This is a genomic window from Streptomyces sp. NPDC087906, assembly GCF_055584925.1.
The window spans coordinates 12,026-33,666 of sequence record NZ_JBVJLC010000007.1; the positions used below are offsets into that span (position 1 = coordinate 12,026).

Here is a 21,641-nt window from a genome sequence, read left to right on the forward strand (position 1 = left end):
TTCAGGGTTAAGGGGCGGCGGATGGACTGGTTTTGGTGGGTTTTCGTCTTCTTTATGGTGGGCGGCTTCAGTTGGATAGCCGACACCGGGCGTACGGCGCTGAAGACCCGGCATGAGCGAAGGATGGAACGGCTCAAGCTGGGCGAGAAGGAACGGCTGGCTCTGGAGGAGGCACACAAGCCACCCGAGCCGGTATGCGGATGCTCACACCATCTGGCAAAGCACGACCGCAAGGGCAAGTGCCACGAGGACGTGGAAGTGCCGACGGAGTGGGACGAGAACAAGAAGCCGCTGCGGTACGAACGCAGGCAGTGCAACTGCCAGCAGTACATCGGCCCGCAGCCGCTGTCGCAGATCTACGCGGACGAGCTTACGGACCTGGCGTGAGGGCAGGCACCGTCGTGCGGGTGTGCGGTCGCCTTCTGCGCGACCGCACACGGAAAAGACCACGCGCGAAGGGATGACTCCATGCAGGTGCTCTGGGTGTCGGCCCACCCCGACCCGCGCTCGCTGAACGGCGCACTGCGCGACGAGGGGATCGCCGTGCTGCGCGAACACGGGCACGAGGTGGTGGAGTCGGACCTGTACGCCATGAAGTGGAACCCGGTCGTCGACCATGCCGACTTCCAGCACGACCCGGTGAAGCGGCTCGACGTACTCAACGAGTCCCAGCAGGCCTTCGAGTCGGGGACGCTCAGCGACGACATCCGGCGCGAACAGGCCAAGCTGGACCGGGCCGACACCCTGATCGTGCAGTTCCCGCTGTGGTGGTTCAGCATGCCGGCCATCCTGAAGGGCTGGTTCGACCGGCTGTTCGTGCAGGGCTACGCGCAAGGCGTCCTCGACCCGGAAACCGGCCGCGCCCAGCGCTACGGCAACGGCGGCCTGACCGGCAGGCGGGCCATGGTGGTGACGACGGTCGGCGCGAACGCCGCCACGACGGGCCCGCGCGGGATCCACGGCGACATCAACGAGGTGCTGTTCCCCGTCCTGCACGGCACGCTCTGGTACACGGGCATGGAGGTCGTCCCCCCACTGGTCGTCAACGGCGCGGTAGCCCTGTCGGACGCCGACTACGCGACGGCGGCGGCGCAACTACGCGAGCGCCTGCTCACCCTCCCGGACACCGCCCCGATCTCGTACCGCCACCAGAACGGCGGCGACTACGACGACCACCTCGTCCTGCGCCCCCAACACGCCGCAGGTGCCACGGGCATCCGCATCCACTGCCGGTCCCCGGAAACGGACACCAGGCACGAACGCGCGGGCGGCGGCGACGAGGCGGACCGCTGAGCCGGAAGCCGGGTCATCTGAGCCGCGCGGCGAGGGCGGCGAGCCAGCCGCTGGGCGAGTAGGGCTCGGGAGGATCCATCTCCATGCCCAGCTCGGCGACGGCGACGGCATGGTCGGACTCCCCGAGCGGCAGCGCCAGCAGCTCGGCCAGCTCGCCGGCGAGCGCGGCGACCAGTCCGGGGTCGGTGGTGTCGAGGTAGTCCTGGAGCGCCGCGTCGTGATCCTCGAACTCGTCCGGCATGTCCTGCGAGAACCACCCGCCCAGGAACTGCGCGAGTTCGGGGAAGCGGGCATGCCACTCGCCATGGGTCCGCGGAGTCGAGGCCAGCGGCGCCGCGCCGTTCTCGACGCTGACTTTGATGCGATCGGCGAGGGACAGCAGCCACGCCTGGATCTCGGAGTCGGCCAGTCCGACATCGGGCACCGGATAGAACTCACCGAGTCGCAACCGCAGCCGCCCCGGCGGATGTTCGGCGTATTGCCGCAACTGCTCCTCGGCCACGGCGAGCGCCCACGGCCGGGTACGCCAGGTGTGCCGCAGATAGCCGGCCAGCGCTTCCTCGTCGTCGGCGGTCCTGCCCACGAACGCACGGATGACCTGATCCAACTCGCCGTACCTACGGTCGTGTTCGAGGGGCTTCAGGGACATGGACGGCCTGCCTCTAGAGGTGGATCGGGAAGGTGGCGTGGACGGTGAAGCCGTGCGGACTGCCGGCGTCCCGCTTGAGCACGACCCGAGCGGCCCGCACATCCACAGGCTCCCGCCCGGCCAGCATCATGGCCTGCAACAACACCCGCCCCACGGGCTCGGCCCGCGAAGGCCAGGCGGCCTCGACGGTGAGCCGCTGCCGGGTGTTCTGCGCGAGCCACCGATGAATCACCTGCTCGTTCCAGGTCACGACCTGCTGGGTGGCCCACTGGGCGGTCTCCCGGTCGGGATAGCTGGCGCTGCGCGTTCGCATGATTGATAGCCCTGCCTGGATGTGGTCAGCGTCCGTCCCAGGTGACTGGGTGGAACTCCGTCATGTGGTCGATGCAGGCTTGCGCGAGCATGGGGAAGAATTCCGTGAAGTCGGCGTAGCTGGAGCCGCCGTGGATCACGCCGGAGAAGAACAGATCCAACCGCTCCTCGGTCTGGAACGTGGCCAATGCCTCGTAGCACTCACCGGCCACGGCCGGCAGGTACCACGGACATGCCGGGTGGCCTTCGTTGATCACCATGGCGATGCCCTCTTCGGTGGTCGCGTCGCTCATGTCGTCCGAGACGGCGAGACCGTCCTGACCGAAGTAGATGGGCAGGATCTGACTCAACCGGGGGAACCGGAATTCGAGTTCGGTGGCTGTCGTATTGACGGAATAGGGTCTGCCTCCGATGGGGAATGGCTTCCATGTGTCGAGATGCTCTGCGATTTCCCTGAGAACGGTGGGTGTTTTCTCGGGGGTGACTGTCCTGGGGATGTTCGCCAGCGCCGGTGCGTCGGCGTCCTCGGTGTACAGATTGGCAGCGGAACGTAGTTGGGCCGCGACCTCGTGCAGGGTCCGACCGCCGCTCCGCTGTGCGTAATGGAGTCCTCGGATCGGTGATGCCAGCGCGGGCTCCCATTCCGCGCGGTCGTCCGGAATGCCTTTGTAGTCGATGATCGACAGCAGCTCCCTGGCGCCGGACAGATGCCAGTAGTCGAAATTTTCTCGGTTCGACACCAGGTGCCTCCTCTGCTTCTGGCAAGGTATTAAGGTTCGATGCAGGGTTATTTGGGCACCGGCATGGACGTCACCACGGTGAAGGGGGGATCCAGGTCCGGATCATACGCCAGTCGTGCTTCGACACCCTTCACGTTCGTTGCCTTGTCCGAAGGGAAAGGTGAAGTCTGCATCTCCGTCTTTTTGATACTGCGTCCGCTGAATTCGTTCGGATCCGCCGGATGATCAACGCTGATATCAAGGCGAGAGTTATCGGAATCGGGTTGCTGTGCGAGCCAGAGTTTAATCTTGTCCTTGTTCTTGTCGATGGTGTACTGCGTGAGTCGTTGTGCGGAGTCAATGTCCGTGAAGGTGGATGCGTTTCCCACCTTCGGCTGCCCGAACGGCCAATCCGTACCGGGCCGCGGCGGCTTCTTCAAATCGTCCCGCAGCCGCTGGGCGAGTTGCTCGTCCGTCAGCCCGACATGTTTGTTGAGCGTGTGCGAGTTGTTCAGCCACTCCGTCGATGCCAGGTCGATCTGGTAGCTGCCGTTGGCGGTGTCGCCGTCCTTCGTCCAGCGGTGCCGTGGTTTGAACTCGTCCAGGGACCGGGCGCCGAAGCCCTCGGCCCGAGCCTCTTCCGACTGGTAGGTCGGCGCGCTCTGGTACGCCTCATCCAGCTCGGGGAGCAGGCCGCGGAGCGTCGCGGCGGCGTCGTGGAAGGCCTGCTGGTAGGCGTCCACGGCCGCGTCCGCACCCGACTTGTCCATGTGGGACCGGAACGTCATGACGATCTCGCCGAAGGCCATGCCGGCGCCCAGTCGCGTCAGCTCCCAGAGGTCAAGACCGATAGTGAGGTCCTTCACGGTCGCCTTGGCGGCCTCGGAACCGAGCCGGGACGTGGTCTCCTTTGTGGTGTCCGCCGTGGTGGCCAGGTCGTCGCACGCCTTCTTCACGGCGTTCGCCGCCTTCTGCAGCACATCGATGACGGGCTGCCGCTCGCCGGGTTTCTTTGCCGGGTTGGTGCGCCATTCCCGTCCTCCGGAGGAGCCCTTGGGCACCGCTGTGCCGTCCGCGTTGCGCGGTTCGCCCCACGGTGTCGTTCCCCAGATGGACTGGCAGAAGCCGTTCATCGCGGCCTGCCACTCGCTGTTTCCTTCGTCCGTCAGATAGCCGATGATGCCGGCGAAGTTCCCGGCCGATGTCTTCGCGGAGTCCCCGGTCCGCTTCCAACCGTCCCCGATGCCACGCAGGTCGTCACTGTCCGCGCCTGGCGTGATGTCGTACGTCTTCCCGAGCCGCAGCCCCTCTTTGATGGCCGGCTCGATCACGTCGGAGAGAAAGTCGGGGATGTTGCCTATCCCCGCCACGAACGGGATGTCCGTGCCGTCTCCTGTGCCTGTCCACTTGATGGAGGCGACCGGGCCGTAGTGCGTGTTGCCGACGCCGATCGGCGGGTCCCTGCGGGGCGGCGGGCCCTGTATTTTGCGCGCCGACCAGTCTGCGGCCTGGTAATGATTGGCCGTTTCGGTGAGCCCGACGGCCACGCCGCCGATGCTCTGGACGCATCTGGCCCACACGTCGAGGAACCGTTTGGCGACATCCTCGTACGCGGCGGCGAACGCGTCGGGGCCCTCGCCCTTGCCCGCTGCCTGGCGATGGTCGACGTCCTCGACCATCTGCTGCCCTGCCTTGTGGAACGTGAACTGCTCGTCACGTACCAGCGCGGACGTGTAGTAGACGTGGCCGGGCCTGACGTCGAAGCCGCCGCCCGCGTCCGGCGCAGGCTGCTTGAGCTGTTCCCGCTCCCACTTGCGGCGCTTGTCGCTGGGCAGACCGTCCGCCCCGGTGGGCGGCGGTGGCGGCGGTTCGTAGTTCGGGTCGGGGGAGGGGCCAGGAGTAGGACTGGGCGTCCGGTCCGGCATCGGCGGCACCGGCGGTGTGTCACCTGCCGACGGAGAAGCGGACGGTGAGGGCTGGGGCGGTGGTGGGGTGGCCATCAGGCTGCTCCCCAGCCGCGCAGCACCGCCCGGTGTGCCGCCGCGTAGTTGGCGTGGCCCGTCGTCACGACCTCGTGGAGCCAGGCCTGGGCGGCCTGGAGGTCCTGCATCGAGCGGTCCCAGGTGTCGAGTTCGTCGACGAAGGCGTCCCGCGCCTGGCCGTCCCAGCTCAGGACGACCTTCTCCGTACGGTCGTAGAGCGAGTCAAGGCGCTGGTTGAGCTGTTTGAGTATGTCCTCCAGCTCACCCGCGAGTTCGCGCAACGTGGCGAAGCTGACCTTGATGTGGTCGTCGTCCGGCATCTGTTCCCCCCGGTTGGATGCGATGGCTCAGATCGGTCAGATGTCGAGGATGCGGCTCTGGGGCGGGGTGGGGTCCCCGGACAGGGCTGCCGCCTCGCCCGCCACGTCGACCTGGGACTCGGCCGTGCGCATTCGACGTAGCGTCTCCAGCTCCTGGTCGGTGAAGCCGTCCCGGCTCAGGCGGACCGCCTCTTCGATGACGGCCAGGACCTCGCGGATGCGTACCGCGTCCTCGGACGCGCCGCGGTGCAGGTCGCGGTAGCCGGTGGCGGCGGCGCTCTGCCAGCCTGCCTCTATGCGGTCGACGATCGCGTCCATCCGGCGTACCTGGCTGTTCAGATGCTGCTGCATGTCGTCCAGGTCGCCCGACAGGCGTGTCAGGTCGTCCGCCGAGACGTCGAGATCGGGCCGGTCCACCATGATCCCCCCGGACAGTCGTCCATCACCCCGTACGGATCTTGCCGTCCATACTATAAACAGGGGGCGGTGAGGGGGCGTCAGGGATTTTCGGCCCCTTTGGCGGGGCCGCCGATCAGCATCGTCGGGGCTCCGGCGACTCTGGTCAGGAAGACCGTCGTGGCGTTCGGGCCCTTGAGTTTCATGCGGCGGCGGAGTTCCTCCGGTTCCACCGCCGAGCCGCGTTTCTTCACCGTCAGTACGCCTACCTCGCGTTCGCGGAGCAGGGCCTTCAGTTTCTTGAGGCCGAAGGGGAGTTGGTCGGTGATCTCGTACGCCGTCGCGTACGGGGTCGGGCGCAGGTGGTCCGAGGTGATGTACGCGATCGTCTCGTCGATCAGGCCGCCGGACAGGTCTTCGGCCACCTCGGCCACCAGGTGGGCGCGGATGACGGCGCCGTCCGGTTCGTACAGGTAGCGGCCGAGCGGGCGGACCGGGGGGTTCGGGAGGCCGCGGGTGGTGAGGGTCGCGCCGGTGGGGAGGAGCGTGGCGCGGCGGGTGCCGGGGGTGATGTCGGACGGGGTGTCCGGCGCGTACCAGAGCACCGCCTCCTTCACGTCGCCGCCCGCCGAGATCCACTCCGCCTCGAAGTCGTCGGGGACGAGTTCGTGCGGGATGCCGGGGGCGATCTTGACGGCGCCCGTGCCGACGCGGCGTACCGCCTCGATCGCCCAGGACAGCGGCGGCGCGTACGCCTCGGGGTCGAAGATCCTGCCCCGGCCGCCGCGCCGCGCCGGGTCGATGAAGACGGCCTCGGCGTCCGACAGGTCGTGGGTCAGGACGTCGGCGTTGAGCACGGTCGCCGGGGGTGCGGCCGGCGCCAGCGTACGGAGGTTGGCCGCCGCGATCTCGCACGTCGGGCCGTCCAGATCGACGGCCGTCACCGCGAATCCCGCGCGGGCCAGGGCGATCGCGTCGCCGCCGATCCCGCAGCACAGGTCGGTGATCCGGCGCGCGCCGGTACGGCGGAGACGTGCCGCCCGGTGGGCGGCGACCGCGGTGCGGGTGGCCTGCTCGACGCCGTTGGGCGTGAAGAACATCCGGTACGCGTCGTCGGCGCCGAACTTCGCCACCGCCCGCTGCCGCAGCCGCGCCTGCGCCAGCGCCGCCGAGACCAGCTCGGCCGGGTGGTCGCGGCGCAGCCGGGTCGCGAGGGCGAGTTCCGTCGCCGGGTCGTGGTCGCGCAGTTCGGCGAGGAGCGCCTGGCCCTCGGCCGACAGCAGCGCTGCGAGGCCGGCGGGTGCGGAGGGCGACGGGTGCGGGGCGGGCGTGCGGTCGGTCACCCGGCCATTGTGGGCCAGCCGGGGGACGGCGCGCTGCGGGCGGAGGTGTCTGCCGGGCGGCGGCGCCGTCCGCTGACAGGATGCGGGGCCATGCGACTAGTAAGACAAAAGGACGATGCGGTGACCAAAGGGACGGTAAGGGCGCAGTCGAAGGCGGAGGTCGCAGCCCGGCGTACCCGTACCGCACTCGCCGTCCTGCTGGTCGCCGCGCTCGGCTCCGGCTGCGCGGCGGCATCGGACGGTCCCACGACCCGGCCGATGCCCCTGCCGCTCGGCGTCCCCCCGGTCACCTTCCCGCCCGCCGCTCCCGCCGCCAAGCCGGCCCCGCGTCCCGTACCGGCCAAGCCCGCCGCCGGGCCGCAGGCCGCGCCGGTACGCGGCGGCCTCGGCGCGGCGGTCGTCGCGCAGGCCGACCTCCTCCGGCGCGCCCAGGTCGCCCGCGTCGCCATGGCCAAGAAGTGGGGGCTGCGCAAGGTCCCGCTGCTCGCGCCCGCGCCGCCCGCGGTCAAGCCGAAGATCACCACCCGCAAGGGCTTCGAGGTCAGGGGCGGCGACGCCGGACTGCCGCCGGTGTTCACGACCGTCCCCGTCAAGGACAAGGTCGTCTTCCTGACCATGGACGACGGCGCCGAGAAGGACCCCCAACTGCTGCGGATGATGTCCGAGCTGCGGATCCCGTACAGCGCCTTCCTCAGCGACTACCTGATCAAGGACGACTACGGCTACTTCAAGAAGGCGCAGGACCTCGGCGTCTCGCTGGACAACCACACCCTGCACCACCTCTATCTGCCCAAGCTCACCCCCGCCCAGCAGCGGCACGAGATCTGCGACCAGCAGGACAAGCTCGCCCAGCACTACGGGAAGCGGCCGACGCTCTTCCGGCCGCCGTTCGGCAACTACAACGCCGACACGCTGCGGATCGCCAAGGCGTGCGGAGTGACCGCCGTACCGCTGTGGGAGACCGAGGCGTTCCCCGACCACATGGACTGGCGCGACGCGGACCAGCACCTGGCTCCCGGCGACATCATCCTCACCCACTTCAGGGGCCGTTCGGACTGGAAGGCGTCGATGCCGGACCTGATCAGGTCGCTGATGAAGCGGATCACCGACAGCGGCTTCGCCGTGGCCAAGCTGGAGGACTACGTCTGAGCCCCGGCCCCGCTTCGGCGCCCGCGCTCAGCCCCCCGGGCAGTCCCCGCTGCCGCTGTAGCACGGCACGTAATGACGCTGCGGGGGCCGTGGCGGCGGGTGCGCGTGCTGGTAGTCGCGCGCCGTTCCCGCCAGCACCGCGCCGCCGACCGCCAGCGCCACCAGGACCTGTACGCAGACGGTGATCGGGCGCCCGCTCCGCGCGAACCACCAGACCGACACCGCGATCAGCAGCACCGGGATGCCGTACGAGAGCAGCGGCGACCAGTCCATCTTCGGCACGGCGGGCGGCGGCAGGTCCTGCGGGCCGACGTCCAGTTGGCCGAAGAGCAGCAGCAGGGTGCCGACCGCCAGCAGCAGGGCGTCGCCGAGCAGGGCGAGAAAGGCCAGGAACACGTCGGAGTCGGGAAGGGTCCGGGCCGGCAGCGGTGGGTCGATCGGACTTGTCACGCTCGTACTCTCGTACGGAACCGGCCCCTCCGGCCAGCGGTTTCGTGATTCACACCGATCCGCCACGCGCCCCCCGCTGGCACTCCGCTTGACCGAGTGCTAACCGCGGTCATAGTCTCAGGTCTGGCACTCCCCACTGGAGAGTGCCAAAGCGCGACAAGCAGGTCCGGCTCCCGCGACGACGGATCCCGGCTGTCGCCACCCCAGACAGTTAACCCCGTGAGATCTCCGAAGGGGGAGGTCGGATCGTGACGACCGCCAGCACCAAGGTTGCCATCAAGCCGCTCGAGGACCGCATTGTGGTCCAGCCGCTCGACGCCGAGCAGACCACGGCCTCTGGCCTGGTCATCCCGGACACTGCGAAGGAGAAGCCCCAGGAGGGCGTCGTCCTGGCAGTCGGTCCGGGCCGTTTCGAGAACGGCGAGCGGCTTCCGCTCGACGTTTCCGTCGGCGACGTCGTTCTTTACAGCAAGTACGGCGGCACCGAGGTGAAGTACAGCGGCGAGGAGTACCTCGTCCTCTCGGCTCGCGACGTTCTCGCGATCATCGAGAAGTAATTCACCAGTTCGTTTGCTTTTGATCTGCGCCCTCGGCCCCCCTGCGATTGCCGGGCGGACGGGGGCGCAGTTCATTTGAGAGGACACAGAAGCTCTAATGGCGAAGATCCTGAAGTTCGACGAGGACGCCCGTCGCGCCCTCGAGCGCGGCGTCAACAAGCTTGCCGACACGGTCAAGGTGACGATCGGCCCCAAGGGCCGCAACGTCGTCATCGACAAGAAGTTCGGCGCCCCGACCATCACCAACGACGGTGTCACGATCGCCCGCGAGGTCGAGCTCGACGACCCGTACGAGAACCTGGGCGCGCAGCTCGTGAAGGAGGTGGCGACCAAGACCAACGACATCGCGGGTGACGGCACCACCACCGCCACCGTGCTGGCCCAGGCGCTGGTCCGCGAGGGCCTGCGCAACGTCGCGGCCGGCGCTTCCCCGGCGGCCCTGAAGAAGGGCATCGACGCCGCTGTCGCCGCCGTCTCGCAGGAGCTGCTGGCGACCGCCCGTCCGATCGACGACAAGTCCGACATCGCCGCCGTGGCCGCGCTCTCCGCGCAGGACCAGCAGGTCGGCGACCTCATCGCCGAGGCGATGGACAAGGTCGGCAAGGACGGTGTCATCACCGTCGAGGAGTCCAACACCTTCGGCCTTGAGCTGGACTTCACCGAGGGCATGGCCTTCGACAAGGGCTACCTGTCGCCGTACATGGTGACCGACCAGGAGCGTATGGAGGCCGTCCTCGACGACCCGTACATCCTGATCAACCAGGGCAAGATCTCCTCCATCCAGGACATGCTGCCGCTGCTGGAGAAGGTCATCCAGGCGGGTGGCTCCAAGCCGCTGCTGATCATCGCCGAGGATGTCGAGGGCGAGGCGCTCTCCACCCTCGTCGTCAACAAGATCCGCGGCACCTTCAACGCCGTCGCGGTGAAGGCCCCCGGCTTCGGTGACCGCCGCAAGGCCATGCTCGGCGACATCGCCACCCTCACCGGTGCGACCGTCATCGCCGAGGAGGTCGGCCTCAAGCTCGACCAGGCCGGTCTCGACGTGCTGGGCTCCGCCCGCCGCGTCACGATCACCAAGGACGACACGACGATCGTCGACGGCGGTGGCGACAGCACCGAGGTCGCGGGCCGCGTCAACCAGATCAAGGCCGAGATCGAGTCCACGGACTCCGACTGGGACCGCGAGAAGCTCCAGGAGCGCCTCGCGAAGCTGGCCGGCGGCGTGTGCGTGATCTCCGTCGGTGCCGCCACCGAGGTGGAGCTGAAGGAGAAGAAGCACCGTCTGGAGGACGCCATCTCCGCGACCCGCGCCGCGGTCGAGGAGGGCATCGTCTCCGGTGGTGGCTCCGCCCTGGTGCACGCCGCCAAGGTGCTCGAAGGCAACCTCGGCAAGGAGGGTGACGAGGCCACCGGTGTCGCCGTCGTCCGCCGCGCCGTCGTCGAGCCGCTGCGCTGGATCGCGGAGAACGCGGGCCTTGAGGGCTACGTCATCACCGCGAAGGTCTCCGAGCTCGACAAGGGCCACGGCTTCAACGCCGCGACCGGCGAGTACGTCGACCTGGTGAAGGCCGGCGTCATCGACCCGGTCAAGGTCACCCGCTCCGCGCTGGAGAACGCCGCTTCCATCGCCGCCCTGCTGCTCACGACCGAGACCCTGGTCGTCGAGAAGCCGGCGGAGGAGGAGCCCGAGGCGGCCGGCGGCCACGGGCACAGCCACTGACGCGTCGCACCGTACGTACAGCGAAGCCCGGTGTCCCCTCGCGGGGGCACCGGGCTTCGCTGCGTACGTCCTTCAGGGCTCGGGGTCACGCGGAGAGGTGCAGCGCCGCCGGGTGTACGGGATCGGCGAAGGGCAGCCCCTTCGTGTAGCGCTCGATCTCGTCGAGCGCCTGGTCCGCCATGCGGTGGATCTCGTTGCCCAGCGAGCCCGCCACATGCGGGGTGAGCAGCACGTTCGGCAGGTCGTACAACGGCGAATCCGCAGGCGGGAGTTCCGGCTCCGTCACGTCCAGTACGGCGTGCAGCCGGCCCGAGACCAGCTCGGGCAGCAGCGCCTGCTCGTCCACGAGCGAGCCGCGCGAGGTGTTGATCAGCGTCGCCCCGTCCGCCATGGCCGCGAGCTGCGCCGCTCCGATCATGTGGTGCGTCGCCGCGAGCTGCGGGGCGTGTACGGAGACGATGCGGCTGCGCGCGCACAGCTCGTCGAGCGGTACGGCCACCGCGCCGAGCGCGGCGGCTTCCTCGGCGGCCACGTACGGGTCGTACAGCAGGACGTCGAGATCGAACGGCCGCAGCAGCTCGGCCACCCGGCGGCCGATGCGGGAGGCGCCGACGACGCCGACCGTACGGCGGTAGTTGCCCGCGCCGTCCAGCTCCGCGCGCCAGTCGTGCCCGGTGCGCAGCTCCCGGTAGCGGCGGGCCGAGCCGAGGACGTTCTTGCCGGCGAAGAGGATCGCGGCGAGTGTGTACTCGGCGACCGGTACGGCGTTGGCCGCCGCGGCGGAGGTGACCATGATGCCGCGCTCCCAGCACGCCTCGGTGATGTGGTGCTTGACGGTGCCCGCCGCGTGCACGACGGCGCGCAGCCGGGGCGCCGCCGCCAGCACCTCGGCGGTGAGGGGCGGGGCGCCCCAGCTCGTGAGGAGCAGTTCGGCGTCGGCGAGCGCGGCGGCGACCGCCGGGGCGGGGTCGGTGAGCTGATGGGCGATCAGGGCGGGGTCGGTGCGGACGAGACCGGTGAGCCGGGTGCGGTGGCCGGCGGTCAGCAGCCGGTCCGCGATGCCCGGACTCATGGCGAGCAGCGCGGCCGGCCGGCTGTCACGGTGACTGTCAGTGGTGTGGTGCATGGTGGGACGTGTGCTCCTCGTAGTCACTTGGGGCCGGTCATTTGACGCTGCCTGCGGTGAGGCCGGCCTTCCAGTGCCGTTGCAGCGCGATGAAGGCGACGATCAGCGGGACGACGGCGAGGAGGGACCCGGTGACCACCATCGGATAGAAGTCCGGGGTCGCGTTGGCGTTGCTGTGCCAGTTGTAGAGCCCGAGGCTCAGCGGATACAGGTTCTTGTCGGAGAGCATCACGAGGGGGAGGAAGAAGTTGTTCCAGATCGCGGTGAACTGGAAGAGGAAGACGGTCACGAACCCCGGCATCACCATGCGCAGGCCGATCGACCAGAAGGTGCGGAATTCGCCCGCGCCGTCGATCCTGGCCGCCTCCAGGGACTCGTTCGGGATATAGCCGGCGCTGAAGATCCGGGACAGGTACACGCCGAACGGATTGACGAGCACGGGTATCAGCACGGACCAGTACGTGTTGATGGTGTGCGTCTTCACGGCGAGCAGGTACAGCGGGAGCGACAGCGCGGTCGACGGCAGCAGCACCCCCAGCAGGACGACGGCGAACAGCTTCTCCTTGCCCCGGAAGCGGTACTTGTCGAAGGCGTACCCGGCGGCGATGCTCACCAGCGAGCAGCCGAGGGCGCCGATGCCCGCGTAGAGCAGCGAGTTGCCGTACCAGCGGAAGTAGATCCCGTCCTGGTAGGACGACAGCTCGGAGAGGTTGCTGCCGAGGTTGAAGCCTTCGAACGAGAAGACGTCACCGCCGAGCAGGTTTCCGGCGTCCTTGGTCGAGGCCGTGATCAGCCAGACGAGCGGGAAGAGCGTGTACGCGGCGGCCAGCACCAGGACGCCGTTGACCGCGGACTTGGACAGCCAGCGGCTGGTGCCGGGGCGGCGGGCGGCCCTGACGGGGGAGCGGCGGCCGGTGTCGCCGCCGCGCCGCGAGGTGAGCTGGGTGGCCGGGTCGGCCACGAGAGGAGTCGTCATGACGCCGACGCCTCCTTCCGGTTGGAGAGTCGGGTGACGACGAAGGACAGCACGGCCGCCACGAGCGCGATGAAGACGGAAGCGGCGGCGGCCAGTCCGTAGTCGTTGCGCTGGAAGGCCGCGCTGTAGGCGTACATGTTGGGGGTCCAGGCGCTGGTGACGGCGGCGCCCGAGCCGCTGAGGATCAGCGGTTCGGTGAAGAGCTGCATCGAGCCGATGATCGTGAAGAGCAGCACGAGCAGCAGGGAGGAGCGGATGAGCGGGATCTTGATGCTGAAGGCGAGCCGCCACTGGCCCGCGCCGTCCACGGTCGCCGCCTCCAGCAGGGAGCGGTCGACGGCCTGGAGGGAGGCGTAGAAGATCACGACGTTGTAGCCGAGCCATTCCCACAGGGCGATGTTGACGATGGACGGCAGCGCGCCGTCCGACGAGAAGAAGTCGAAGCCGATACCGCCGGAGTGCATGGCGTTGACGACGGGGCTGAGCCCCGGTGTGTAGAGGTAGATCCAGATCAGCGCCGCGATCAGGCCGGGGATGGCGTGCGGCAGGAACAGCGCGAGCTGGAAGAAGCGGCGGGCCCTGGCCAGGGCCGTGTCCAGCAGCAGCGACAGGACGAGCGCGCCGCCGACCATCAGCGGGATGTAGAACACGCAGTACTTGGCCAGCACCCAGAACCCGTCGCGGAACGCGGAGTCGCCGAGGGCCGCGGCGTAGTTGCCGAGGCCGTGGAAGACGGTCGTGGGTCCGTCGAAGCCGAGCCCGGTCGACTTCTCGGTGAACAGGCTCAGCCAGAGCGCGTAGCCGATGGGGACGACCATCGCGACGGTGAACAGGACGAAGAAGGGAGTGAGCAGGACACCGGCGGCAAGGCCGGTGCGGGCCCGGTTGGTCTTCAGCCGTTTCGTGGTTCCGCCCGTGCTCGGCGGGGTGTTCGTCTCGGTGCTCATGAGGGGTCCTCGACCTTCAGGCCGCGCTTCTTCAGATCGGCGACAGTGGCTTTCTGAGCCGTCCTGACCGCCTCGGGCAGGGTGGACGTGCCGCCGACGACCTTGGTCAGCGCGTCACCGAGGGCGTCGTTGGTCGCGCCGGTGCTCGGGCCCCAGATCCAGTCCGGGTCGATCGTCGCGCCGGCCTTCTCGTACAGGGCGTAGAGGTCCTGGCCGCCGTAGAAGCTGGTGTCGAACGCCTTCTGGGCGACCGGCACCATGGCAGGGGCCGCGGGCAGGGCGCTCGACGTGCTCGCGCCGATCCTGGCCTGGACGGCTTCCTTGGACGTCGTCATCCACAGCGCGAACTGGACGGCGGCGGCCGTCTTCTTGCTGTTCTTGCTGACCGCGAAGGACGAGCCCTGGATCATGCCGCTGGACGGCTTGGCCGCGTCCCAGCTCGGCATCTGCACGGCCGCCCACTTGCCCTTCTCCTCGGGCACGATCCCGGCGAGGGTGCCTGCGCTCCAGGAGGCGCCGAGATAACCGAGTGTGGTGCCCGCCTTGAGTGAGCTGGTCCACTCGGGGCTGTACGAGGAGGCGGTGCTGATCAGTTGGTCGTCGATCATGCCCTGCCAGTACTTCGCGGTCTTGAGCGTCGCCGGGTCGGTCGTGTTGATCTGCCAGGCGTCGTGGTCGGTCTTGAACCACTCGGCGCCCGCCTGCCAGGCCATCGACTGGAAGAAGGTCGGATCGTCGGGGAAGAACGTGGCGATGCGGGTGTCCGGCGCGATCTTCTTGACCTGCCGCGCCGCCGTGCGGAACTCCGCCCAGGTGCGCGGCAGCGCGATGTGGTGCTGGTCGAAGAAGTCCTTGCGGTAGTAGAAGATCTGCGGCGAGGCGTCGGACGGGATCGCCCAGTTCTTGCCGCCCAGCGTGGTCAGCTCGATGGTCTGCGGCAGGAACTTCCGCTTCTCGGCCGGGGTGAGATAGCCGCTGAGGTCTTGGAGCGAACCCTGGCTGACGAACTGCCCGAGCTGCGGATACTCGATGGAGAGCAGATCGGGCGCGATGCCCGCCTTCACCGCGTTGGCGATCTTGGGATAGCCGCCGAGACCGCCCGACGGTATCTCCTCGAACTTCACCTTCACCGTGTCGTGGGAGGCGTTGAACGCGTCCACGACCTCCTGCGACCCCTTGGTCCAGGCCCAGAAGGTGACGGTGACCGGGTGCTCGGCGGTGCCCTGGGCCGGTGATTCGGCGCCGCCACCGCACGCCGTCAGTGCCACGAGTGCGGCCAGCGCGGTGGCGGCGCCGGCCAGGGCATGGATGGGACGGGACCAACTGCGACTCACGGCGCGGCTCCTGATGCGTGCGGGGACAGGCGTGCCGCGATACTTCGAGGAGCCGTGAGCGAAGTCAAGAGCGAAAGATTGATTGATCGAAAAATGAGCGAATTGGCTTCGCTCAGCCCTGTTTCGATCTTGCCGCAGCCGACCGTGCCGGGGCGCCGCACGATTCCCGTACCCGCAGCCGCGGCAGCAGCTCCAGATGGCGCCGGGTCACCTCACCGCCCGGCCCCGGGGCGCCGCCGGCCCCGCCGGTGAGCCGCTCGATCAGCAGCTCGGCCGCCGCCGCGCCCACCTCGCGCTTGGGCGGCGCCACGGCGGTCAGCGGGGTGTCGGCGAGGGCGGCCACCTCGTCGTCGTACGTGATCAGGGCGAGGTCGCCCGGCACCCGTACGCCCAGTTCGGCCAGGCGCCGCACGATCCAGGTGGCGTCCTCGTCGTTGTGCGTCAGCGCGGCCGTCGCCGCACCGGACCTGACGGCGTCGCGCAGCGCGAGCGCGGCGCGCTCGAACAGCTCCGGGTCGCGCTCGGGCGAGTTCGAGTCGATCACCGGTCCCGGCGCCGTGAGCCCCAGGGCGTCCAGCGCCCGCCCGTACCCCGCCCGTACGGCCAGGGCGGTCGGGCTGTCCCAGCGCGCCACCAGCAGCGGCGCGCCGTGGCCGAGCCCGACCAGGTGCCGGACGGCGATCAGCACACCGTGCGCGTGGTCGGACCTGACCTGGTCCATGTCGTCCAGCGGGCCGCCGGGCACCCCGGCCCGCTCCACCAGCACCGCGGCCACCGGCAGCCGGGCGATCCAGTCGCTGTACCGGGCCGGATGGTCGGGCGCCGTCCAACTGGGCGCGATCAGCAGGCCCTCGGCGCCGGCGGCGAGCAGCCCCGCCGCGTGCGAGGCGTCGTCGTCCGGGCGGTAGTCGGAGACCCGCAGGATCAGCCGGGCGCCGAGCCTGGCCGCCGCCTCGTGGGCGCCCCTGATCACCTCGGCGAAGTAGTACGCGGCTGCCGGGGCCAGCATCCCGATGACCGGGCCGCCGCCGCCCGGCGCCGTGCCGGCCGGACCCTGCCGCTCGGGCCAGGACACCGAGCCGTGCGCCCGGTCGAGCAGCCCGCGGCCGGCCAGCGTCTCCACGTCGCGGCGGGCGGTGACGGGTGAGACCCGCAGCGCGACGGCGAGGTCGGCGACCCGGACGGTGCCCCGCTCGCGTACCAGGTTCAGCAGGCGGTCATGACGTTCAGCGGCACCTTCGCGCACGGTGGCAGACCCTTCGCAATGTGATGTCACGCGCCACGGCATGGCCCGGACGCGACGAGCCTAATGCGTACGATCGAAAGGCGGGCATCCGATCATTCGATCACCTGTAGCGATCGCACCGGCGGCGCGGGCGGTCACCGCGACCGGTCACCGGCGACGCGGGCGGTCACTGCGGGCCGTACTTGCTCCGCGCCTTCGACGTGATCCCGCCGAGCAGTCCGCGCGGCGCGATCTTCACCGCGCCCATCAGCGCCTTGTAGCGCGGATCCGGCACCGACACCGTCCTGCCGCGCGCCAGGTCCGCCAGCGCCACCGTCACCAGCTTGTCCGCGTCCAGCCACATCCAGTCGGGGATCTTGTCCGTACCGAGCCCGGCCCGCTCGTGGAACTCGGTCCGTACGAACCCCGGGCACAGCGCCATCAGCCGTACGCCCGAGTCCGCCACGTCCTTGGCGACGCCCTGGGTGAACTGCACGACCCACGCCTTGGAAGCGCCGTACGTACCGCGCGGCAGGAAAGCGGCGACCGAGGCCACGTTGACGACTCCGCCCCGCTCGCGCGCCCGCATCCCGACGACGGCGGCCGAGGTCAGCCGCAGCACCGCCTCGCAGTGCACCTTCAGCATGGTCAGCTCGTCGGCGAGGGAGACTTCGAGGAAGGCGCCCTTGCTGCCGAACCCCGCGTTGTTGACCAGCAGATCGACCGGGTGCCTGCGGTCGGAGAGCCGCTTCTCCACCGCTTCGATCCCCGCGTCGGTGGCGAGATCGGCGGTCAGCACCTCGGCCTCGATGCCGTGGCGGTCGTGCAGTTCCGTGGCGTGCGTGCGCAAGCGCTCGGTGTCGCGGGCCACCAGGACGAGATTGTGCCCGTCCGTGGCCAGCCGCCGCGCGAAGGCGGCGCCGATACCCGCCGTCGCGCCGGTGATGAGAGCAGTCGTCATGCGACGGCACGTTAGCGCCCCGCGGCCACCCCCCGATCCGGCAGGGCGCCGCTCAACTGCCGTACTTGGCCACGTACTCCCTGGCGGCCTTCAACTCCTCCGTGTGCAGGGCGTCGGCGGCGGCGAGGATCTGCGGCAGCAGCTCGCGCTCCAGCGTGACGGCGCGGAAGGCCAGCGCGACCGTGACGTCATGGGCCGGGCGGTGCACGATCTCGATCGGGTCGCCCGAGCGGATCTCGCCGGGCGTGATGACCCGCAGATACGCGCCCGTCACGGCATGGCGGGTGAAGCGCTTCATCCAGCCCTTCTCGCCGAGGCTCGCCTGGAACGTACGGCACGGGATGCGGCCGCTCGTCGCCTCCAGCACCAGCTCGTCCCCGATCCGCCAGCGCTCACCGACCTTCGCCGCCGCCATGTCGAGACCCGACGTGGTGAGATTCTCGCCGAACGCGCCGTTGGCCAGGGGGCGGCCCAGCTCCCGCTCCCAGTGGTCCAGATCCTCCCGCGCGAACGCGTACACCGCCTGGTCGCTCCCGCCGTGATGCCGCAGGTCGCACACCGCGTCCCCGACGAGACCGCTGCCGCCCTCGCCCTTGGCGCCGGGATCCCGCACCCGCACGGGGCCCTCGGCCGGCTGCTTGCCGATGCCCGTGACCTTGCCCGGCGTGTCGGTGTACGGGACGACCTCGGGCCGCCCCACATTCACGGTCAGAACCTTCATGGCAGCACGGTATCCCCAGCCACCTCAAAGCATCCACCGATTATTTTCCGCCTGGCCCAAGCTTTGCTTATAGTCGAGGAATGATCGAGGCCCGCCATCTCCGCGTCCTGCGCGCCGTCGCAGCCACCGGTTCCTTCTCGGCCGCCGCGCGCGAGCTGGGCTGTACGCAGCCCGCCGTCAGCCAGCAGATGAAGGCCCTCGAAGCGTCGGCGGGCACCACCCTGCTCGTCCGCACCGGCCGGGAGACCCGGCTCACCCAGGCCGGCGAGGTGCTGGTCCGGCACGCGACGGGCATCCTCGGCGGGCTCACGGCGGCCGAGGAGGAGATCGCCGCCCTGGTGGGGCTGCGCGCGGGCCGGGTCAGGCTCGTCTCGTTCCCCAGCGGCAGCTCCACGCTCGTCCCCGCCGCGCTCGCCGCGCTGCGCGCCGCCCACCCCGGCACCCGGGTCTCGCTCGTCGAGGCCGAACCGCCCAGCTCGGCGGGGATGCTGCGGGACGGCGACTGCGACGTGGCGCTGGCGTTCCGGTACGGGGACGGCGGCGACGCCGACGCGGAGTGGGACGACCTGGTCGTACGGCCGCTGCTGGTCGACCGGCTCGTCGGACTCGTACCGGAAGGGCACCGGCTGGCGCGCGCCGGCGCCGAAGCGGTCGCCATGGGGGATCTCGCGGGCGAGCCGTGGATCGCCGGCTGCCCGCGCTGCCGTACCCAACTCGTCGCCGCCTGCGAGGAGTCGGGGTTCACCCCCCGGATCGACTTCGCCACGGACGACTATCCGGCCGTGGTCGGCCTGGTCGCTGCCGGGCTCGGGGTCGCCGTCCTGCCCGAGCTGGCGCTGGCCTCGGTACGCACCGAAGGGGTCCGTACGCTCGCGGTCGAGCCGGCCGTGCACCGCGAGGTCGTCGCGCTCACCCTGCCGGACCTGGCCAGGGTGCCCGCCGTCGCCGCCACGCTGGACGAGCTGGCCGTAGCCGCCGCCCGCTGAGGCGGCCCCCGCCGTACCGGCCGAAGAGAGCGTGCAGAAACGTTTCTTCTCGGCTGTTGAAGGCTGCCTCAGTCGTCGAAGTGGTCGAGGTGGCCGAGGTGGTCGCCGAAGCCGTGACCGTTGTGCCCGCTGTGATCGCTGTGGCCGCCGTGCCCCGGGCCCGGGTCGTGCGGTGGCGGCGGGCCCTGCTGCGCGCCGCCCGCGTGCGAGGCGGCGGTGGACGCCGTGATCAGCCGGGTGCGGGCGCGGCCCATCAGCTCCTCGCGCTCGTCCTCCGTCAGGCCGCCCCACACGCCGTACGGCTCCCGCACCGCCAGCGCGTGCGCCGCGCACTCCGCGCGGACCGGGCACCGCATGCACACCTCTTTCGCCGAGTTCTCACGCGCGCTTCTCGCCGCGCCGCGCTCCCCCTCCGGATGGAAGAAGAGTGAACTGTCGACGCCGCGACAGGCCGCGAGGAGTTGCCAGTCCCACAGATCGGCGTTCGGTCCGGGAAGGCGGGAGAAATCTGCCATTGCTTAAGTCCCCTTGAAACCTGGACGGCGTTGGATCACTCATGACCGTACATCTGCAGTGTAAGTAGATGTAAATATGACTCATTGCGAATCTAGCCACAGACACCAGCAAAAGGGAAGAAAAGCCACTAAATGGTGCATACCCCTAACGGGGGAAACGGGCGGCCCGCGCTGTGCATCTCTGTGTGCGCCCGCTTACAAAGAGTGTTGAAGTCGATCGCCGGACCCGTAACTCTTTCGAGTGACCGTCGTTGAATGTGCGAGGCGGTTGAGAGAACGAGCGATCGGGCACATGTCCGAGAGCCGTCAATCGCACAGGTGACGAAATGTAACCAGCCTGGAGGCCCAAGGTGACGCGCATTAGCTGCGGAGGACGGTCATGACATCCGTCCTCGTCTGCGACGACTCCCCGCTTGCCCGAGAGGCGCTCCGCCGCGCGGTCGCGACCGTGCCCGGCGTCGAGCGCGTGACGACCGCGGCCAACGGCGAGGAAGTCCTCCGCCGCTGGGGTGCCGATCGCTCGGACCTGATTCTGATGGACGTACGCATGCCGGGTCTCGGCGGTGTCGAGACGGTGCGCAGGCTGCTCTCCGCCGACCCCGGCGCCCGGATCATCATGCTCACGGTCGCCGAGGACCTGGACGGGGTCGCGCTCGCGGTCGCCGCCGGTGCCCGCGGCTATCTGCACAAGGACGCCTCGCGCGCCGAACTGCGCGCGACCGTCACCCAGGCGCTCGCCGACCCGACGTGGCGGCTCGCCCCGCGCCGGCTCCGCTCGGCGGAGATGGGCGCGGCGCCCACGCTCACCGCGCGGGAGATCCAGGTGCTCGAAGGGATGAGCCACGGCCGCTCCAACGCGGAGATCGGCCGGGAGCTCTTCCTCTCGGAGGACACGGTGAAGACGCACGCCAGGCGGCTGTTCAAGAAGCTCGGCGCATCGGACCGCGCGCATGCCGTCGCGCTCGGCTTCCGCTGGGGCCTGGTGCGCTGAGCCCGCCGGGCTCAACGGCCCGCGGGCCGCACGATCTGCCGCACCCTTCCGGGCGCCGGTCTCCCCGGACCCCGGGACCGGACCCCGGGACCGGACCCCGGACCGGACCCCGGGACCGGCGGTCCCTCAACCCCGCTCGCTGCCATAACCCAGGGTGGGCGGGGCAACGTATGCCCGTACGCGACCGTTTCCCGCGCGATGCCGCATCCTTGGAGATGTGGAGTTCCTCGGGAACGAGTCGGACGAGCGCGAGGGGAGGGCACAGGGCATGAGTTCCGCCGCACCTGCTCATAACGCTTCAGTGCACAACTACGGACGCGGTGCCACCAATCAGGAGCCGCCAAGGCACCATGGACCGATGCGCGACGACGAGCCCACAGTGATCGGTGCGCTCGTCCACCGTGCCGTCGACGGCGACCAGCAGGCGACGCACGACCTCCTCGCCCGGGTCCATCCACTGGCGCTGCGCTACTGCCGTACGCGACTGAGCAGGCTCCCCGGCGACGCCCGGCACTTCGTCGAGGACCTCGCCCAGGAAGTGTGTGTGGCGGTCCTCATGGCCCTGCCGCGCTACCGCGACACCGGCAGGCCCTTCGAGGCGTTCGTCTTCGCCATCGCAGGACACAAGGTCGCCGATCTCCAGCGGTCCGCCATGCGGCACCCGGGATCCACGGCCGTACCGTCCGACGAGATGCCGGAGCGGCCCGACGACTCGCTGGGACCCGAGGAGCGCGCGCTGCTCAGCAGCGACGCCGAGTGGGCCAAGAAGCTGCTCGCCAACCTCCCCGACAACCAGCGCGAACTGCTCGTGCTGCGGGTCGCCGTGGGCCTGACCGCCGAGGAGACAGGGCAGTTGCTCGGTATGTCGCCCGGTGCCGTACGGGTCGCGCAGCACCGCGCGCTCAGCAGACTGCGCGCCCTCGCCGAGCAGTAGGCGGCGGCAGCGGCCCGGCGCGCGGCCCTTCCGCC

The 21,641-nt window shown here is 69.7% G+C and carries 23 protein-coding genes and 1 pseudogene; 8 read left to right on the top strand and 16 right to left on the bottom strand.

Annotated elements, in window-relative coordinates:
• Positions 1-21: 21 nt before the first annotated feature.
• Positions 22-387, top strand: a complete 366-nt coding sequence (locus tag ACZ63I_RS21260) for a hypothetical protein (protein ID WP_041985586.1) — start codon at positions 22-24, stop codon at positions 385-387.
• A gap of 81 nt (positions 388-468) precedes the next feature.
• The gene (locus ACZ63I_RS21265) at positions 469-1,293 is read left to right on the top strand and encodes an NAD(P)H-dependent oxidoreductase (protein ID WP_469340548.1); all 825 of its coding nucleotides are present in this window, start codon (positions 469-471) and stop codon (positions 1,291-1,293) included.
• 13 nt (positions 1,294-1,306) lie between these two features.
• Here ACZ63I_RS21265 and ACZ63I_RS21270 read toward each other — a convergent pair whose 3' ends face one another.
• From ACZ63I_RS21270 to ACZ63I_RS21300, 7 genes are all read right to left on the bottom strand, one after another.
• Positions 1,307-1,942, bottom strand: coding sequence for a contact-dependent growth inhibition system immunity protein (locus tag ACZ63I_RS21270; RefSeq protein WP_469340549.1), 636 nt, complete (start codon positions 1,940-1,942; stop codon positions 1,307-1,309).
• Between the two features lie 13 nt (positions 1,943-1,955).
• Positions 1,956-2,255, bottom strand: coding sequence for an RNase A-like domain-containing protein (locus ACZ63I_RS21275; protein WP_469340550.1), 300 nt, complete (start codon positions 2,253-2,255; stop codon positions 1,956-1,958).
• Between the two features lie 25 nt (positions 2,256-2,280).
• Positions 2,281-2,994, bottom strand: coding sequence for a hypothetical protein (locus ACZ63I_RS21280; protein WP_469340551.1), 714 nt, complete (start codon positions 2,992-2,994; stop codon positions 2,281-2,283).
• 47 nt (positions 2,995-3,041) lie between these two features.
• Positions 3,042-4,652, bottom strand: coding sequence for an RNase A-like domain-containing protein (locus ACZ63I_RS21285; protein ID WP_469340552.1), 1,611 nt, complete (start codon positions 4,650-4,652; stop codon positions 3,042-3,044).
• Between the two features lie 320 nt (positions 4,653-4,972).
• Positions 4,973-5,275 carry a WXG100 family type VII secretion target gene (locus tag ACZ63I_RS21290; protein ID WP_041985571.1) on the bottom strand — a complete coding sequence of 101 codons (303 nt, stop codon included), beginning with the start codon at positions 5,273-5,275 and terminating at the stop codon, positions 4,973-4,975.
• Positions 5,276-5,311: 36 nt separating this feature from the next.
• Positions 5,312-5,695, bottom strand: coding sequence for a WXG100 family type VII secretion target (locus ACZ63I_RS21295; protein ID WP_469340553.1), 384 nt, complete (start codon positions 5,693-5,695; stop codon positions 5,312-5,314).
• A gap of 77 nt (positions 5,696-5,772) precedes the next feature.
• Positions 5,773-7,014: a class I SAM-dependent methyltransferase gene (locus tag ACZ63I_RS21300; protein ID WP_469340554.1), complete on the bottom strand. Its 1,242-nt coding sequence runs from the start codon at positions 7,012-7,014 to the stop codon at positions 5,773-5,775.
• A gap of 90 nt (positions 7,015-7,104) precedes the next feature.
• On the opposite strand from ACZ63I_RS21300, the gene ACZ63I_RS21305 reads away from it, so the two are divergent.
• The gene (locus tag ACZ63I_RS21305; protein WP_469340555.1) at positions 7,105-8,163 is read left to right on the top strand and encodes a polysaccharide deacetylase family protein; all 1,059 of its coding nucleotides are present in this window, start codon (positions 7,105-7,107) and stop codon (positions 8,161-8,163) included.
• A gap of 27 nt (positions 8,164-8,190) precedes the next feature.
• On the opposite strand, the gene ACZ63I_RS21310 is transcribed toward ACZ63I_RS21305, so the two are convergent.
• The gene (locus ACZ63I_RS21310) at positions 8,191-8,613 is read right to left on the bottom strand and encodes a DUF6234 family protein (RefSeq protein ID WP_469340556.1); all 423 of its coding nucleotides are present in this window, start codon (positions 8,611-8,613) and stop codon (positions 8,191-8,193) included.
• 248 nt (positions 8,614-8,861) lie between these two features.
• Here ACZ63I_RS21310 and groES point away from each other — a divergent pair, with 248 nt between their 5' ends.
• Both groES and groL read left to right on the top strand, forming a co-directional pair.
• Positions 8,862-9,170 (top strand): co-chaperone GroES, encoded by a 309-nt coding sequence (groES, locus tag ACZ63I_RS21315; protein ID WP_023539274.1) that lies wholly within the window; start codon positions 8,862-8,864, stop codon positions 9,168-9,170.
• A 97-nt stretch (positions 9,171-9,267) separates the two neighbouring features.
• A complete protein-coding gene (gene groL, locus ACZ63I_RS21320) occupies positions 9,268-10,890 on the top strand; it encodes a chaperonin GroEL (protein WP_469340557.1) in 1,623 nt (540 codons plus the stop codon).
• Positions 10,891-10,975: 85 nt separating this feature from the next.
• Here groL and ACZ63I_RS21325 read toward each other — a convergent pair whose 3' ends face one another.
• The 7 genes from ACZ63I_RS21325 to ACZ63I_RS21355 all read right to left on the bottom strand — a co-directional run bounded on the left by ACZ63I_RS21325 (position 10,976) and on the right by ACZ63I_RS21355 (position 18,180).
• Entirely contained in the window at positions 10,976-12,016 is a 1,041-nt protein-coding gene (locus tag ACZ63I_RS21325) for a hydroxyacid dehydrogenase (protein WP_469340558.1), read from the bottom strand.
• A 37-nt stretch (positions 12,017-12,053) separates the two neighbouring features.
• Complete coding sequence (locus ACZ63I_RS21330) at positions 12,054-12,992, bottom strand: carbohydrate ABC transporter permease (protein ID WP_469340559.1); 939 nt, start codon at positions 12,990-12,992, stop codon at positions 12,054-12,056.
• On the bottom strand, positions 12,989-13,939 hold the full coding sequence (locus tag ACZ63I_RS21335) for a carbohydrate ABC transporter permease (RefSeq protein ID WP_469340560.1): 951 nt from the start codon (positions 13,937-13,939) through the stop codon (positions 12,989-12,991). The genes ACZ63I_RS21330 and ACZ63I_RS21335 overlap by 4 nt, the downstream gene beginning before the upstream one ends.
• Positions 13,936-15,273, bottom strand: a complete 1,338-nt coding sequence (locus tag ACZ63I_RS21340) for an ABC transporter substrate-binding protein (RefSeq protein ID WP_469340561.1) — start codon at positions 15,271-15,273, stop codon at positions 13,936-13,938. Before ACZ63I_RS21340 ends, ACZ63I_RS21335 begins: the two co-directional genes overlap by 4 nt.
• A 112-nt stretch (positions 15,274-15,385) precedes the next feature.
• On the bottom strand, positions 15,386-16,519 hold the full coding sequence (locus ACZ63I_RS21345; RefSeq protein ID WP_469340562.1) for a substrate-binding domain-containing protein: 1,134 nt from the start codon (positions 16,517-16,519) through the stop codon (positions 15,386-15,388).
• Between the two features lie 166 nt (positions 16,520-16,685).
• Positions 16,686-17,459 carry an SDR family NAD(P)-dependent oxidoreductase gene (locus ACZ63I_RS21350; protein WP_469340563.1) on the bottom strand — a complete coding sequence of 258 codons (774 nt, stop codon included), beginning with the start codon at positions 17,457-17,459 and terminating at the stop codon, positions 16,686-16,688.
• A 52-nt stretch (positions 17,460-17,511) separates the two neighbouring features.
• Entirely contained in the window at positions 17,512-18,180 is a 669-nt protein-coding gene (locus ACZ63I_RS21355; protein WP_469340564.1) for an MOSC domain-containing protein, read from the bottom strand.
• 80 nt (positions 18,181-18,260) lie between these two features.
• On the opposite strand from ACZ63I_RS21355, the gene ACZ63I_RS21360 reads away from it, so the two are divergent.
• Positions 18,261-19,166, top strand: a complete 906-nt coding sequence (locus tag ACZ63I_RS21360; RefSeq protein WP_469340565.1) for a LysR family transcriptional regulator — start codon at positions 18,261-18,263, stop codon at positions 19,164-19,166.
• 179 nt (positions 19,167-19,345) lie between these two features.
• On the opposite strand, the pseudogene ACZ63I_RS21365 reads toward ACZ63I_RS21360, so the two are convergent.
• Positions 19,346-19,681, bottom strand: a pseudogene (locus ACZ63I_RS21365) (WhiB family transcriptional regulator); the annotation flags it as partial.
• 379 nt (positions 19,682-20,060) lie between these two features.
• Here ACZ63I_RS21365 and ACZ63I_RS21370 point away from each other — a divergent pair.
• Complete coding sequence (locus ACZ63I_RS21370; protein WP_003948568.1) at positions 20,061-20,672, top strand: response regulator transcription factor; 612 nt, start codon at positions 20,061-20,063, stop codon at positions 20,670-20,672.
• Positions 20,673-21,030: 358 nt separating this feature from the next.
• Positions 21,031-21,606, top strand: a complete 576-nt coding sequence (locus ACZ63I_RS21375; protein WP_041985532.1) for a sigma-70 family RNA polymerase sigma factor — start codon at positions 21,031-21,033, stop codon at positions 21,604-21,606.
• Positions 21,607-21,641 lie beyond the last annotated feature (35 nt).

Bases quoted from the DNA above. Each gene is read 5' to 3' on its own strand.
- ACZ63I_RS21260 (WP_041985586.1), top strand. From the start codon at position 22: ATGGACTGGTTTTGGTGGGTTTTCGTCTTCTTTATGGTGGGCGGCTTC.
- ACZ63I_RS21265 (WP_469340548.1), top strand. From the start codon at position 469: ATGCAGGTGCTCTGGGTGTCGGCCCACCCCGACCCGCGCTCGCTGAAC.
- ACZ63I_RS21270 (WP_469340549.1), bottom strand. From the start codon at position 1,942: ATGTCCCTGAAGCCCCTCGAACACGACCGTAGGTACGGCGAGTTGGAT.
- ACZ63I_RS21275 (WP_469340550.1), bottom strand. From the start codon at position 2,255: ATGCGAACGCGCAGCGCCAGCTATCCCGACCGGGAGACCGCCCAGTGG.
- ACZ63I_RS21285 (WP_469340552.1), bottom strand. From the start codon at position 4,652: ATGGTCGAGGACGTCGACCATCGCCAGGCAGCGGGCAAGGGCGAGGGC.
- ACZ63I_RS21290 (WP_041985571.1), bottom strand. From the start codon at position 5,275: ATGCCGGACGACGACCACATCAAGGTCAGCTTCGCCACGTTGCGCGAA.
- ACZ63I_RS21295 (WP_469340553.1), bottom strand. From the start codon at position 5,695: ATGGTGGACCGGCCCGATCTCGACGTCTCGGCGGACGACCTGACACGC.
- ACZ63I_RS21305 (WP_469340555.1), top strand. From the start codon at position 7,105: ATGCGACTAGTAAGACAAAAGGACGATGCGGTGACCAAAGGGACGGTA.
- groL (WP_469340557.1), top strand. From the start codon at position 9,268: ATGGCGAAGATCCTGAAGTTCGACGAGGACGCCCGTCGCGCCCTCGAG.
- ACZ63I_RS21325 (WP_469340558.1), bottom strand. From the start codon at position 12,016: ATGCACCACACCACTGACAGTCACCGTGACAGCCGGCCGGCCGCGCTG.
- ACZ63I_RS21330 (WP_469340559.1), bottom strand. From the start codon at position 12,992: ATGACGACTCCTCTCGTGGCCGACCCGGCCACCCAGCTCACCTCGCGG.
- ACZ63I_RS21335 (WP_469340560.1), bottom strand. From the start codon at position 13,939: ATGAGCACCGAGACGAACACCCCGCCGAGCACGGGCGGAACCACGAAA.
- ACZ63I_RS21350 (WP_469340563.1), bottom strand. From the start codon at position 17,459: ATGACGACTGCTCTCATCACCGGCGCGACGGCGGGTATCGGCGCCGCC.
- ACZ63I_RS21355 (WP_469340564.1), bottom strand. From the start codon at position 18,180: ATGAAGGTTCTGACCGTGAATGTGGGGCGGCCCGAGGTCGTCCCGTAC.
- ACZ63I_RS21360 (WP_469340565.1), top strand. From the start codon at position 18,261: ATGATCGAGGCCCGCCATCTCCGCGTCCTGCGCGCCGTCGCAGCCACC.
- ACZ63I_RS21370 (WP_003948568.1), top strand. From the start codon at position 20,061: ATGACATCCGTCCTCGTCTGCGACGACTCCCCGCTTGCCCGAGAGGCG.
- ACZ63I_RS21375 (WP_041985532.1), top strand. From the start codon at position 21,031: ATGCGCGACGACGAGCCCACAGTGATCGGTGCGCTCGTCCACCGTGCC.